Origin of the sequence: Natrialba taiwanensis DSM 12281, from assembly GCF_000337595.1 — an archaeon.
Lineage (GTDB): Archaea > Halobacteriota > Halobacteria > Halobacteriales > Natrialbaceae > Natrialba > Natrialba taiwanensis.
Genome location: NZ_AOIL01000070.1, coordinates 196,276 through 208,865 on the forward strand (window position 1 = coordinate 196,276; position 12,590 = coordinate 208,865).

General features: G+C 65.0%; 15 protein-coding genes. 9 read left to right on the forward strand and 6 right to left on the reverse strand.

The genetic code is table 11. The features are described from left to right. The first annotated feature begins 43 nt into the window (after positions 1–43). Positions 44–496, forward strand: coding sequence for a hypothetical protein (locus C484_RS21750; RefSeq protein WP_006828018.1), 453 nt, complete (start codon positions 44–46; stop codon positions 494–496). Positions 497–508: 12 nt separating this feature from the next. Here the strand turns inward: C484_RS21750 and C484_RS21755 are convergent, their stop codons facing one another. Beyond that, positions 509–1,762 carry an iron-containing alcohol dehydrogenase family protein gene (locus tag C484_RS21755; RefSeq protein WP_006828019.1) on the reverse strand — a complete coding sequence of 418 codons (1,254 nt, stop codon included), beginning with the start codon at positions 1,760–1,762 and terminating at the stop codon, positions 509–511. Between the two features lie 118 nt (positions 1,763–1,880). Between C484_RS21755 and C484_RS21760 the strand changes: the two genes are divergently transcribed. Then, complete coding sequence (locus tag C484_RS21760; protein ID WP_006828020.1) at positions 1,881–3,080, forward strand: M48 family metallopeptidase; 1,200 nt, start codon at positions 1,881–1,883, stop codon at positions 3,078–3,080. A gap of 30 nt (positions 3,081–3,110) precedes the next feature. Here the strand turns inward: C484_RS21760 and C484_RS21765 are convergent, their stop codons facing one another. Next, complete coding sequence (locus C484_RS21765) at positions 3,111–4,091, reverse strand: ring-cleaving dioxygenase (protein ID WP_006828021.1); 981 nt, start codon at positions 4,089–4,091, stop codon at positions 3,111–3,113. Between the two features lie 119 nt (positions 4,092–4,210). Here C484_RS21765 and C484_RS21770 point away from each other — a divergent pair, with 119 nt between their 5' ends. The 4 genes from C484_RS21770 (at position 4,211) to yqeC (ending at position 7,114) form a co-directional block, all read left to right on the forward strand. Continuing rightward, positions 4,211–4,999 carry a hypothetical protein gene (locus tag C484_RS21770; protein WP_049915898.1) on the forward strand — a complete coding sequence of 263 codons (789 nt, stop codon included), beginning with the start codon at positions 4,211–4,213 and terminating at the stop codon, positions 4,997–4,999. A 151-nt stretch (positions 5,000–5,150) separates the two neighbouring features. Continuing rightward, a complete protein-coding gene (locus C484_RS21775) occupies positions 5,151–5,435 on the forward strand; it encodes a hypothetical protein (RefSeq protein WP_006828023.1) in 285 nt (94 codons plus the stop codon). After that, positions 5,432–6,274 carry a BKACE family enzyme gene (locus tag C484_RS21780; RefSeq protein ID WP_006828024.1) on the forward strand — a complete coding sequence of 281 codons (843 nt, stop codon included), beginning with the start codon at positions 5,432–5,434 and terminating at the stop codon, positions 6,272–6,274. Before C484_RS21775 ends, C484_RS21780 begins: the two co-directional genes overlap by 4 nt. A 78-nt stretch (positions 6,275–6,352) precedes the next feature. After that, complete coding sequence (yqeC, locus tag C484_RS21785) at positions 6,353–7,114, forward strand: selenium cofactor biosynthesis protein YqeC (RefSeq protein WP_006828025.1); 762 nt, start codon at positions 6,353–6,355, stop codon at positions 7,112–7,114. 24 nt (positions 7,115–7,138) lie between these two features. Here yqeC and C484_RS21790 read toward each other — a convergent pair whose 3' ends face one another. Continuing rightward, the gene (locus C484_RS21790) at positions 7,139–7,852 is read right to left on the reverse strand and encodes a molybdenum cofactor guanylyltransferase (RefSeq protein WP_006828026.1); all 714 of its coding nucleotides are present in this window, start codon (positions 7,850–7,852) and stop codon (positions 7,139–7,141) included. A 57-nt stretch (positions 7,853–7,909) separates the two neighbouring features. Next, positions 7,910–8,527, reverse strand: a complete 618-nt coding sequence (locus C484_RS21795; RefSeq protein WP_006828027.1) for a hypothetical protein — start codon at positions 8,525–8,527, stop codon at positions 7,910–7,912. Between the two features lie 156 nt (positions 8,528–8,683). Here C484_RS21795 and fdhF point away from each other — a divergent pair, with 156 nt between their 5' ends. The 3 genes from fdhF to C484_RS25075 all read left to right on the forward strand — a co-directional run bounded on the left by fdhF (position 8,684) and on the right by C484_RS25075 (position 11,671). Beyond that, a complete protein-coding gene (fdhF, locus tag C484_RS21800) occupies positions 8,684–10,792 on the forward strand; it encodes a formate dehydrogenase subunit alpha (RefSeq protein ID WP_006828028.1) in 2,109 nt (702 codons plus the stop codon). 97 nt (positions 10,793–10,889) lie between these two features. After that, positions 10,890–11,315, forward strand: a complete 426-nt coding sequence (locus tag C484_RS21805; RefSeq protein ID WP_006828029.1) for a methylated-DNA--[protein]-cysteine S-methyltransferase — start codon at positions 10,890–10,892, stop codon at positions 11,313–11,315. Positions 11,316–11,452: 137 nt separating this feature from the next. Then, the gene (locus tag C484_RS25075; RefSeq protein WP_083867393.1) at positions 11,453–11,671 is read left to right on the forward strand and encodes a hypothetical protein; all 219 of its coding nucleotides are present in this window, start codon (positions 11,453–11,455) and stop codon (positions 11,669–11,671) included. Positions 11,672–11,827: 156 nt separating this feature from the next. Here C484_RS25075 and C484_RS23830 read toward each other — a convergent pair whose 3' ends face one another. Both C484_RS23830 and C484_RS21815 read right to left on the reverse strand, forming a co-directional pair. After that, the gene (locus C484_RS23830) at positions 11,828–11,998 is read right to left on the reverse strand and encodes a hypothetical protein (RefSeq protein ID WP_006664308.1); all 171 of its coding nucleotides are present in this window, start codon (positions 11,996–11,998) and stop codon (positions 11,828–11,830) included. A 33-nt stretch (positions 11,999–12,031) separates the two neighbouring features. Further along, the gene (locus C484_RS21815) at positions 12,032–12,430 is read right to left on the reverse strand and encodes a type II toxin-antitoxin system death-on-curing family toxin (protein WP_006828030.1); all 399 of its coding nucleotides are present in this window, start codon (positions 12,428–12,430) and stop codon (positions 12,032–12,034) included. Positions 12,431–12,590 lie beyond the last annotated feature (160 nt).

Below are 12,590 nucleotides of genomic sequence, written 5' to 3' on the forward strand. Positions count from 1 at the left end.
CGGGGAAGCAAACGTTCTTTGTCCATCCCATCGTTCTCCCGCTATGTTCCTCCCGATCGTCTCGTGGGTTCGCGACGGGGACGGCGGTTGGACGCTCCCCGACGGCCGTCGCCGCGAGTTCATCGGCCTCGCGATTGGTCTCCCGGTGTTCGCCTGGTTTGTCGCGGACGATGTGGGGCCGCTCGCGCCGAGCCAGCACTGGCCGGTCATGGTACTTGGCGTCTGCTGTGGCGTTTACTATGCGGCATCCGTTCGATCCACGGTGTTCGAGTTGCTTCCCGACGGTCTCAGCGACATGACTGTGCTGTCACTGCTCAGTGGCGGAGCCGGTCTCTCGCTGCTCGAAATCGTTCACCTCGCAACGCCGACCGTCGTGTTCCTGGTGACTGCCGGTGTGACGATCCTTGGAATCTACGTGATTCGACTCGTTTCTCCCCTCCACGACGGGTTACAGCCCTCGCGTCGCGGAGTCGAGCCGCCGCCCGCGATAGAGTGAACGCCGCTCTGCTTACCACGCCGCTTCGAGTACGGCGACGAGTTCGTCGACCGACGGGTCGAGCCCCGGCGGCGCGTTCGCCATCATGCGATCCGCGAGCGTCGCCTCCGCGACGGCGCTGAACTCGTCGGGTTCGGGGCCGTCCACGTCCCGAAGCCGGGTTGGAAGCGAAAGCGCGTCGCGGACCGCGGTCACGCGGTCGACGACCGCGGCGGCCGGCTCCGCGTTTGCGCCGACGCCGAGCGCGTCCGCGAGCAAGTCGACGCGGGCGTCCACGCCTTCCTGGGCGAAGACGAACTCGAGGACGTGCGGGGCGACGACCGCGTGAGCCGTCCCCTGTTGCACGTCGTTCGTGCGCGTCAGCCCGTGGCCGAAGGCGTGGATGATCGACAGCGTCGTCTCGCCGGGGCGGGAGATGCCGTACTGGACGAGGACGATCCCTTCGAGAATCGTCTCGAACGTCTCGGGGTCGCGCTCGCCGCGGCCGTACGCGCGCAATCCGGACTCCAGTGCGGCCAGTCCGCGCGACGCCGTCGCGTCGGTGATCGGCGTCGCGTTGGCGGCATAGATCGTCTCGAGACCCTTGTCGAAGCCGTTCATCGCGGACCCCGCGAGGACGAATTCGGGCGTCGTCGCGACCAATTCGGGGTCGTAGAAGGCGGCCGCAGGCATCAGCTCCCGGCCACCGATTCCGCCCCCGAGTTCCTCGTCGATCCGACCCGATCCGTCTGACGCCGGTGCGGCCGTGACGCCAGCGGCCTGCGAGAGATCTGCCCCCGCGAGCGTCGTCGGCACTGCGAGGATCGGCACCAGCCCCGACTCGGGAACGGTGATCGTTCCCGTCTCGCTGAACTCGGCGACGATATCAGCGCGCGAGCGCTCGTCGGCTGCGAGCACGCTGATCACCTTCGCCACGTCGAGGCTGCTGCCGCCGCCGACCGCAACGATCGCGTCGGCGTCAGTGCCGCGCAGGCAATCGAGTCCGTCGAACGCTGTCCCGAGCCGTTTCTTCGGCGTCGTCTCGTCGAAGACACCCGCGAGTTCAGTGCCGAGTCCCGTTCGGACCGGGTCGATCACCGTCGGCGTGCTCCCGACGGTCGACCCGCAGACGACCAGCGCGCGCTCGCGGTCCAGCCGCTCGAGTTCAGCGTCGAGGTCGGCGACGCAGCCTCGGCCGAAGCGGATCGTTGGCGAGGTGAACTCGAAGCGAAACGGGGTTCGATCTCGCGCCCTCTGGGCGAAGCCGTTCGAATCGGGTGCGGTCATGGGGTCGTCTACGGACGGGGGACTGTTAACAGTGGAGTCCCCGGCGGGCCATGTCCGAGGGTCCGTCTCGATCCGTCGCTCCAAAACACTGTTGCCGTTTCCGGAACGATACTGCAACGTGGCTCTCACACCGAACTGGCGACTCCGGGTTCGAATCGCTGCCGCGCTCGCGCTGGTCGTGGGAGTGAACGGACTCCTGCTCGCGGCGCTCGCCTGGAGCGCTCTCCGCCTCCTCTCCGCGAGCGGCCGGTCGGTGCCGGTCGAACTCGGCCTCCCGCTCACCGTCGGGACGCTCCTCCTCGCCGCCGTCGGCCTCGTCGCCGTGCAGGCGCGATACGGCTCGCGGACGATCGTCTCCGGGCTCGATCTCGACGAACTCGGCGAGCTCGACGACCCCGACGACCTCGAAGGAACCAACCCGCAAACCCTCGGCGGCCGGGTTCGGCGACTCGCAGCGCAGGCGGACGTCCCGCTTCCGTCGGTGGCCGTCGCAAACCGAGCCGAACCCGCCTGTCTGACCGTCGGAACGCAACGCTCGCCGACGATCGTGGTCACGACGGGATTGCTCGAGCAACTCGACGACGACGAACTCGACGCAGCCCTCGCACACGAGGTCGCCCACGTCGCCAACCGCGACCTGCCAGTCGTGACCGCAGTCGCCGCGACGGTCGCGATCGGCGATCGGTTGCTCGAGCGCGAGCGGAAACTCCGCGGCGTTCTCGCCGGCATGGCAGTGGTCGCCCTCTTTACCGGGATCGGGCTCCTCATCTTCGCGGTCCCGATTCTCGTGGTCGGCGTGGTATACCTCGCCGTGAGTGTCATTGCACGGGCGCTGCTCGGACTGAACTCGATCGCGCTCGGACTGTTCTCGAAGACCCGCGAGTTCGCCGCCGATCGCGGCGCGAGTCGACTGACCGGCGAGCCGGCGGCGGTGGCGAGCGCGCTCGAGACGCTCGAGGACGAGCGATCGAAACCGGATCAGGATGCGCGACTGCACGCGAGCGCGACGCTCGGAATCGTTCCGCAGCCGCTGGCGTTCGAGCGCGCGGCTGAGGACGGCGACGGAGAGCAACATTGGTTCGATCGGTGGTTTGTCGGTCAGTTCTCCATAGAGACAGTCGACGAGCAAGCATCCGAGGGTCCCCCGGGACCCATCGCCCGGCGCAAGGAGCGCGTCAAAACGTGGCTCCGCGAGCGGATCATCGAGCCGGTGCGGACGCGTATTCGACGGGCGCTCGCGTGGCGGCCCCCGACGCATCCGGCGACCGAGGAGCGGATCGAACAGTTGCGGACGCTCGAACGGCGTCGGCGCGGGTAAGCCTGCTCCCAGGGGTGCGACGCCGACGAACTACCGGTCCGACGATGGCCCGGAATCGACCGCCGGGCCGTCGAACGACGGCAGCTGTGCCTCGATCCGCTCGCGTTCGTCCTCGAGCCACTCGGGCAGCGCCAGGCTTGACCCCAGTTCGTCGCGGTCCTCGTCGGCCGTGAACCCGGGCTCCGTCGTCGCCATCTCGAAGAGGACGCCGCCGGGCTCGCGGGTGTAGACCGACTGGAAGTACGTTCGGTCGATGATCTCGCTCGGGGAAAGTCCCTGCTCGGCGTAGGCCTCCCGCCAGCGCTCTTGTTCCTCGAGATCGGCCGCCTCGAAGGCGACGTGGTGGACCGTTCCGACACCCGTCTGTCCGCGACCAGCGTCGATCTCGATCAAATCGACGATCGAGCCCGGCCCGCCCGCCGCGCTTCGGTACCGGCGACGGCCGTCCGTCTCGTCCTCGAGTTCGTAGCCGAGCACGTCGGTCAGGATCGCCTCCGTCGGCCCGAACTCGCTGACGGCGAGCGTGACGCTGTGAAAGCCGCGGAGCTGGTGGGCGGTCGGGACGGGGCCGTCTTCCCACGGCGTCGCATCGCTCTCGGCGGCCGCATCGTCGGCCGGCGCGACGAGTTCGAGTTCGATCCCGTCGGGGTCGGCAAACCGGAGGACGGTTTCGTCGAAGCGCTGCGTCTGCTCGACGTCGATACCCTCGCTCTCGAGTCGGTCGAGCCAGTAGTCGATCGAGTCGGGGCGGATCAGGTAGGCGGTCGCCTGCGTCTGGCCGGCACCGAACTCGCCCCGGCGGCCGCGGTCGGTCCAGGGAAAGAACGTAATATTCGTGCCGGGTGTCCCGCCTTCGTCGCCGAAGTAGAAGTGGTAGGAACCAGGGTCGTCGTGGTTGACGGTCTGCTTGACGAACCGGAGGCCGAGCGTGCCGACGTAGAACTCGGCGTTTCGATCGGGATCGCCAGCGATCGCCGTGACGTGGTGTAATCCGGGCGTGGTCGGTGACATACAGCGTGTAGGCACTCGGCCCTTGTGAGGGTTGTCCACGGTCGTGTCACCAGGGGACGCGACCGTTACCGGCTCGCGAATCGCGATTTCTTTATATGCTTCCGGAACAGATTAGAAATATGAACCGACGACAGTGCGTGGTCGGTATCGCCACCCTCTCCTCGAGCGCCGTCGCAGGGTGTTTCTCGCGGGAACCGGGCGGCACACAGCAGTTGAACCTCACACCGACCGACGACCGAGATGTCGAGACGGTCTCCTCGACGATGTTCGACGAGGACGTGACGCCGATCTGTGCCGAGGGCGAGTCGCTGACCGCGACCGTCGACGGACCGAACGCGGATGCCGTGGCCGCCCACGAGTTCGTCCGCGATACCGAGAGCGGGCGGTACGGCGTTCGCGGTCGGATCGAGCCCGGAGAGCGGGGGAATATACCGAGCATTCGGGCGGCGTTCGACGACGGATCAAGCGAGTCGACTCGGGTGTACGGTCACGATGCGGACGAAACGTCTCTGTTTACGATCACGACCGCAGACGGAGCGGCCGACGAAATCGGCGAGTACACGCTCACCGTTCGTGACGGGGAAACCGCGGATATCGGTCGCGTTTCGGAGCAGTACGCCACCGTCGACGGCGACTGGGGGCAGATCGGAACGTACGACGGGTCGCCGGTCTACGGCTACAGCGCGACGGTTGCGAACGATCACGACGAAGCCATCGAACTGTACCCGCGGCTGAAAGCGTACCTGGATGAGACGACCGTGGCGTACAGCGGGACGGCTATCGAGTCGGCCATCGACGTCGCACCCGGCGAGACGAGAGCGGTACTCTTCCCGTATCCCCGGTGCGATCCCGGGAGCATTGTCACAGTTGAGGCGTGGCTCGACTGGTCGACGATGCTGTACCCCTGATCGAACGGTTTTGCGGTTCGCGGTTTTCCACAGTATCAACCGCTCGGCGTATGGCGGACGGCGAGCGGCGAGTAGCGAACGGCGATCCTCAGAGGGCGGACGACGAACCCGGACGGCGAACAGCTAACACGATCGGCCCGGAACGATGCCTATGTCCTGTCCGTTCCTGGACTACCGACTCGAGGCGAACGAGCGGCAATTCGACGAACCGCGGGCATACTGCGAGGCGGCGGCGCGATTCGTCCAGCCTATGCGCGCTGATATCTGCAACGACCGCTACGACCTGGCACACGACAGCGACTGCGAAATCTACCTCGAGCACGCCGGGGCTGCCGACGAGAACGAGGGCGAGAACAAGCGGGAGCCGGAAAACGGGACCGAGAACCGAAGCGGTGACGGCGACGAGAATCGGGCCGGGTCCGGTGAAGACGCGTGAGTTACGACGAGTTCCTCGCCGGCGAACCGGTCATCATCACCGCCGCCCTGACCGGCGGCGTGCACGGCAAGGAGACCACGCCGCACCTCCCTGAAACGCCCGAAGAGATCGGGAAAGCGGCGGCGGAGGCCGAAGCCGCCGGCGCGGCCGTCGTCCACGTTCACGCGCGCCAACCGAACGGCGAGCGCACGTTCGCGACCGAGCGCTTCCAGGAGATCGACGATGCCATCCGCCGCCGCGCTGAGGACGTGATCATCCAGCACTCCACCGGCGGAACGGGCGCGCCGGATGCGGATCGACATCTTCCCCTGCGGACTGACCCCGCCCCGGAGATGGCCTCGCTCGACATGGGGCCGCTGAACCGGTACGATCACCTCACCAGCGAGAACACCCGCGGCCTCGTCGACTCGCTCCACGCGGAGATGGTCGAACGCGGCGTGAAACCCGAACTCGAACTCTTCAACGACGGCCACCTGAACGAGGCGTTCGGTCTGCTCGATCGGCGCGACCTTGCCAACCCCGTCTACGGAACTCTGATCTTCGGCCCCGGCACGCTCACCCCGCCGGCGCCGCGGAACTTCCTGACCGCGATCGACAACCTGCCCGCGGGCGCGCAGTTCAACACCCTCGGCTTCGGCCGCCACCAGCTTCCGTTCGCGACGATGGGCCTCCTCTTCGGCGGCCACGTCCGCGTCGGTCTGGAGGACAACGTCTACTACCGACAGGGTGAACTCGCAACGAGCAACGCGCAACTGGTCGAGCGAGTTGTCCGCATCGCCGACGAACTCGGCCGCCCGGTCGCGACGCCGTCGCAGGCACGCGAAATTCTGGGTCTCTGAGTCGCTTCTGCCCCCGTCCTCTGACGAATCCGGCGAAATCGACCCAAATCATTAGCCCCCTTCCATCGTACCGGGCCTATGGTCGCGGACGACTCGCCTCTCATGGAGGCACTCCAGATCGGGTCCGGCGTGGTCGCCGTCGTCGGCGCCGGCGGCAAGAAAACGACGCTCTACATGCTGGCGGAACGCGCCGCCCGACTGCCGTCTTCGAGAACCGTCCTCACCGCAACCGTTCGGATTCCCGTCTTCGATCGACACGTCCAGCGGGTCGCCGTCTCGGACGATCCGGTCGCAACCGCGGCCGCCGCGGATCGCTGGCCCCTCGGCGTCGTTCCGGAGCGAGAGGGCGACCGCTACGTCGGCTACGATCCCGCCACCATTGACGAACTCGCAGCCGCTGACACGGCCGACCTCGTTCTCGTTAAAGCCGATGGCGCGCGAACGCGCGAGTTCAAAGCGCCGGGCGATCACGAGCCCCAACTGCCGCGGCGTACGGATACCGTCGTCCCGATCGCGAGCGTGCAGGCCGTCGGCAAGCCCCTCTCGGCCGAGTTCGTCCACCGGCCCGAGCGCGTCGCGGCGATCACCGATCGTGAACTCGGCGAGCCGATCCGGCCCGACGACGTGGCGCGGGTGCTCGCGAGCGAGCGCGGCGGGTTGAAGGGCGTTCCGGACGGGGCGACGGTCGTGCCGGTGCTTAACAAGGTAGACGACCCGTCGCTCCGGGCGACCGGCGAGGAGATCGCAGCGGCCCTGCTCGATCGCACACCGGCTGTCTCTCGCGTCGTGCTCACGTGCTTGATCGATGATAAGCCGGTGGTTGCAGTTCTCGAGTCCTGATCCTAACGAAAGCGGGTTCCGATGTCACCCCTGCGAGGACGAGTCGGCGAGTCGCTCACACGCGGCTTCGAACTCCTCTCGCGTGTTGACGTTCTCGAACGTCTCCAGATCGGTGTAGTCGCGTATCTCGTCCGTCTCGACGACGACGTAGTCGAGATCGAACAGGGGTTCGACGACCCGTCGGTCGCCGCGGTCGACGGCGCGTTCGCAGGCCTCTCCCATCGGCTCGGTTCGGTAGACCGCCTGCGTCGTCTGGAACCACTCGTCTTCGAGTCGCGGGACCGCAGCGTCCGCGTCTGCACTTGCCGCCCGATCGAAAAGGGCCGAGACGAGTTCGGGATCGACGAACGGCATGTCGCAGGCGACGACGACGGCGAACTCGGTCTGTGCCGCGCGAAGTCCGGTCATGATGCCCGCCATCGGCCCGCGGTCGGGGACTGGATCGACGGCGAAGGAGACTGGTTGCTCGCCAGCGCTATCGGAGTCGCCCGCATCGGCTGTGAGTGCATCGTCGATAACGGGCACCTGGTCGTCCCGACAGTTGATGATGAACTCGTCGACGACGGGGCTGAGTCGATCGACGACGCGGCGGATCATGGGCGTTCCCGCGAGTTCAGCGACGGCCTTGTCTTCGTCGCCGAAGCGGGTCGAGTGGCCGCCCGCGAGGATGACAGCCGTCCGCTTATCCGGCGTGGCGTCCGGTTGCGCTGCACCGCCCGGTCCGGTTGCAGGGGGCATACGTGCATGTTGGGCAACCGGCGGCAAAAGTCCGCGGCCGACTGTCTGAATCGAGCGTTACTGGTCGGCAGTGGTGGCCGAGAGACGCCAGAGCGCCCGATGAACCGTCCACAACTCGCAGTCGACCGTCGCCGCAATCGATCGACAGCGGTCGAGATACGTCTCGTAGTCGCTCGCTGTTGGTGCGGTCGGGTACGGCTCCGCGAGTTCACCAGCGTCGTGAAGAACGGCCCACTCGCGAGGCCCGAGGACGGTGAACCGCTGCGGGGCGAGAAACATGAGAAAGGCGGTGGCGACCGGCACGTCGACACCGTTCAGGGCAGTGAGGGCATCGATCGCAGCGGCGGCGTCACGCACTGTGACGGTGGTCGCGTCGACGGCGTCCTGCTCCAGGCGGGTGATCGCAGCGCCGGCGTCCGCGATCGCAGTTCGGACGGCGTCGAACTCGTTCTCCTGAAAGCGCTCTTCTGCGGCCCGCCGCTCGGCGTCGGGATAGGAGCCGAGAAACCGCCGGTAGTACCACCTGACGACCCAGGCGGCGTCGCGCCACCCGAACGCGGCCGTCTCGAACGCTTGCGGGAGCGTTTCGAGTTGCTCCTGTTCGACAGGATAGAAGGGGTTCTCTGCCCGGTAGTCGGCCGCTTCGGAGCGCACTAGCTCGCGTGTGAACTCCATCATGCTATTGTATGTCGTGGAGCGCTGTTAGCGTTCGCCCGAGGGGGTCGCGTTCCACCCGTCGTCTGGCCGCTCGTCTCTAGTGTGATAGAAAAACTCTTGCACACTCGCGTTGTGAATGCACGCACCGCGATTCACCACCGAACGGAGCAGCCAATGTCCAGTGATCAACACCAGACCGACGAACCGGTCACAACGATTTGCCCGTACTGCGGTGTCGGCTGTGGTATCCAGGTTCAACAGGGCGACGACCCAGGTGACGTGCAGTTCATGCCCTGGGGCGACGCGCCGGTCAACGAGGGCCGCATCTGTATCAAAGGCGGCGCGGCGACGGAGGTCGTCGACCACGAGGACCGACTGACCGACCCGCTCATCAAAGACAACAGCGGCGAGTTCCGCGAGGCGACCTGGGACGAGTGCTACGAGTTCATCGTCGATGAACTCGAGCGGATTCGTGCGGCGTACGGCCCGGACGCGGTGGGCTTTTTCGGCTCCTCGAAGACGATGAACGAGGAGAACTACCTCCTGCAGAAGATCGCCCGCCGCTACGGGACGAACAACGTCGACAACTGCACGCGGATGTGCCACGCCTCGACGGTCTGGGCGTTGCGGACGAGCCTGGGTGCGGGCGCGATGACGAACAGTATGGCCGACTTGCGGGCCGAAACCGACGTATTCTGGATTCAAGGGGCCAATCCGGGCGAGCAACACCCCATTGCGAACAGCCAGTACTTCCGGCAGGCCGTCCTTGACGGCGCGACCGTCATCCAGATCGATCCGCACGCGAACAAGACGACCCGCTCGTTCCAGATCGATGAGACGGATCGACACATGCACCTCCAGTTGAATCCGGGGACCGACGTTCCCCTGTTGAACATCGTCCTCAAAACGGTGCTCGAGAACGACTGGCTCGACGACGAGTTCATCGCGGAGCGAACCGAGGGCTTCGAGCATCTGCAGGAGACGCTCGCTGATTTCGACACAGAAGCCGCCGCCGAGGAGTGTGCGGTCCCGCTCGCGGACATCGAACTCGCTGCGGAAAAGTACGCGACCGCCGACAACGCGGCTATCTTCACCGGCATGGGGATGAGTCAGCACCGGTGTGGCGTCGACAACGTCCAGAACGAGATCAACCTGGCGCTGATCACGGGGAACCTTGGTCGCCCTGGGACCGGCGTCAATCCGCTGCGCGGCCAGAACAACGTTCAAGGGACCTGCGACGTTGGCGCGATGCCGAACGTCCTGCCGGGCTACCAGCTCGTCGACGACGACGAGGCCCGCGAGCGCGTCGAGGAAGTCTGGGGCTTCGACATCCCCGACGAGCCCGGCCTCACCAACGTCGAGGTTTCACATGAGTTCGGCGACGGGATTCGCGGCCTGTACGTCATGGGCGAGAACCCGATCATGAGCGAACCCGACGCGAACCGGGTCGCAGAACGGATGGAAGAACTCGAGTTCATGGTAGTGCAGGACATTTTCCCGACGGAGACGGCCGAGTACGCCGACGTGATTCTGCCGGCGACGACCTGGGCGGAGCGCGGCGGGACGGTCACCAATACGGATCGTCGCGTCCAGCGCATGCGCGGCGTCGAGAAAGTCCACGAGAACACGAAACACGATCTCGAGATCCTTTCGGAAATCGGTACGCGACTCTTCGGCGCGGCTGGGTTCGACTTCGACACCCCCGAAGCCGTCTTCGAAGAACTCCGGCAGGTGTGTCCGAGTTACCACGGGATGACCTACGACCTGCTCGGCGAGGAGGGTCTCCACTGGCCCTGTTACGAACTGGGTGACGAGGGCGATCCCTACCTCTATGAGGAGGAATTCGACACCGAGAGCGGACTCGGACACATCGAGGGCGTGAGCCACACCCCGCCGGCCGAGACGCCGGACGAGGACTATCCGCTGATCCTCACGACGGGCCGCCTCGAAGAGCACTACAACACCGGCACGATGAGCCGTCGGTCGTCTACGCTCAACCGACAGACGCCGGAAAACTTCGTCGACGTGCATCCGGCGGACGCCGAGCGATACAGCATCGAGGCCGGCCAGATGGTTACCCTCGCATCCAGGCGCGGCGAGATCACCGTCGAGGCGAAGGTCACCGACGACACCAAGGAGGGCGTCGTCTGGACGACGCCGCACTTCGCGGCCGCCTCGGCGAACAAACTGACGAACGACGTGCTCGACGACCGGGCAAAGATTCCCGAATACAAGGCCGCGGCGGCAGAGATCGAGGTTGAACTCGAGCCCGACGCCGACTAATTCTCGGCGACCGACGATCGACGGCCGCCGATCAGTTTCGGCGTGCGGACGGCACTTATGCCCACCGGGACCCAAGAGCGACCAACGGAGAGAGCCAATGAAACTACAAATTCTGGACGGCGAAATCGTGATTGACGAGTCGAGTATCGCCGAATCGGCCGCCGAAATCCGGGCGCAGGTGCGCGAGTACGAGCGGGGCGACCGGCGGCGCTTCGACCTCGACGTGATCGTGCCTGACGGGCTAACCGGCGACGTAATGGCCGCGATGATGGCAATCCCCTACGGCGAAACGCGCACGTACGGCGACCTCGCCGCTGACCTCGGAACAAGTCCAGTCGCCGTGGGTCAGGCCTGCGGCCGCAATCCCGTGCCGATCGTCGTTCCCTGTCACCGCGTCGTCGGCAGCGACGGCGCGCTCACGGGCTACTCGGCGGCCGACGGCGTCGCGACGAAGCGCCGACTGCTCGAACTTGAGGCGCGCGCGAGCGGCGGCCCGGTACAGACGCGATTGCCGACGACGTGAGGCTGTCATAGAACTGCTCTCACACCCCGATCTAATGATTACAATAATCGGTAAGTACGGACGAAGAACTGACTGGTGTTCATCGCTTCCAGAGTTGTCCGCAAAACACGTTCCGCAGCTTGCTCCATAGCTCAGATATGTCCACGACCATCACAACACCCGATGCAGACGAGGAATGTGCGTACTGTGGATCGCGTATCTTCGACCACGATCCGATCTGTGTACGTGATTGTACTGACGACTGTGGCTCACCCGCGTACTTCTGTAACTACGCGTGTCTCTCGACATATATCGACGAGAACAGCCGTATGACGGGGAATGCGTGTGAATGGCCGCCTGGTGAACGCAATTGTTGAGTGACGCATCGTTAGATCCACATGTAGACTTACCGGTACGTTTCTCCGAATACGGTCTGGAATTCAGCCTGTGTGAATCGTTCTATGGCCCCCAGAGTCGGGAACACTGAACAGGATCTGAGAGGCCTGATGAACGGATTTGGTCAGAACAGGAATCTACTCGTTCTCCAGAGCCGCGTAGATTTCGGCGTGGCGGCGTCCGTCGAGTTTTCCCATCTCGAGTGCGATCTCGTGGCGTTCCTCGTCGCTCTCAGCCGACTGATATCGCTCGTACAGCCGGCGGACCTCTTCATCGACCGCTGCCGAGGAGTCAGTACTGGACGCCATCGCTGTATCCCAAATACGCATTGAATCCCTTTATCAGTTGCGACGAGCACACGCTCGGAAGTAGATGACTGCCGTCTCGGTGTCGACCCCGGCTTCGTCCGTTGCAAATCGGTGCAGTAAGGTGCGAATTTCGTTGCCGTATTCGAACGTATACCCGTTCAACGTATAGAAGACAACCACTGTTCGGAGTGCAGTTCGTTTGTTCCCATCGACAAACGGATGATTCGCAACGAGGAGTCGCATCAAATGCACTGCTTTTTCGTGACGTGTTTGCGGTACCTCCCCGAAGAACCCTTCTGACACGTACTGCAGTGCGGATTCAATCGCGTCCTCCGACCGAACTCCTGGTTCCGTATTGTCGCCTTCCGCAACGATCTGCTCGTGGAGATCGAGAATTAGTTCCTCGGAGGGATACCCGATGTCGTCAGTCACGCTCCCGACTCTCTCGGGCCACCCGATAGTAGTTTCTGATGAGTGATCTTCCCTGTCAGTACTGTCTAGTTACGTGATTCAGGCATGCGTGGGCGTTCTGTGCAAACGGTTCTATTGAATCCACGGACGGCATCGGGGTAAGTCGTCAGAACGATTGAGG

Bases quoted from the DNA above. Each gene is read 5' to 3' on its own strand.
- fdhF (WP_006828028.1), top strand. From the start codon at position 8,684: ATGTCCAGTGATCAACACCAGACCGACGAACCGGTCACAACGATTTGC.
- C484_RS21805 (WP_006828029.1), top strand. From the start codon at position 10,890: ATGAAACTACAAATTCTGGACGGCGAAATCGTGATTGACGAGTCGAGT.
- C484_RS25075 (WP_083867393.1), top strand. From the start codon at position 11,453: ATGTCCACGACCATCACAACACCCGATGCAGACGAGGAATGTGCGTAC.
- C484_RS21775 (WP_006828023.1), top strand. From the start codon at position 5,151: ATGTCCTGTCCGTTCCTGGACTACCGACTCGAGGCGAACGAGCGGCAA.
- yqeC (WP_006828025.1), top strand. From the start codon at position 6,353: ATGGTCGCGGACGACTCGCCTCTCATGGAGGCACTCCAGATCGGGTCC.
- C484_RS21750 (WP_006828018.1), top strand. From the start codon at position 44: ATGTTCCTCCCGATCGTCTCGTGGGTTCGCGACGGGGACGGCGGTTGG.
- C484_RS21790 (WP_006828026.1), bottom strand. From the start codon at position 7,852: ATGCCCCCTGCAACCGGACCGGGCGGTGCAGCGCAACCGGACGCCACG.
- C484_RS21765 (WP_006828021.1), bottom strand. From the start codon at position 4,091: ATGTCACCGACCACGCCCGGATTACACCACGTCACGGCGATCGCTGGC.
- C484_RS21755 (WP_006828019.1), bottom strand. From the start codon at position 1,762: ATGACCGCACCCGATTCGAACGGCTTCGCCCAGAGGGCGCGAGATCGA.
- C484_RS21795 (WP_006828027.1), bottom strand. From the start codon at position 8,527: ATGGAGTTCACACGCGAGCTAGTGCGCTCCGAAGCGGCCGACTACCGG.
- C484_RS23830 (WP_006664308.1), bottom strand. From the start codon at position 11,998: ATGGCGTCCAGTACTGACTCCTCGGCAGCGGTCGATGAAGAGGTCCGC.
- C484_RS21770 (WP_049915898.1), top strand. From the start codon at position 4,211: ATGAACCGACGACAGTGCGTGGTCGGTATCGCCACCCTCTCCTCGAGC.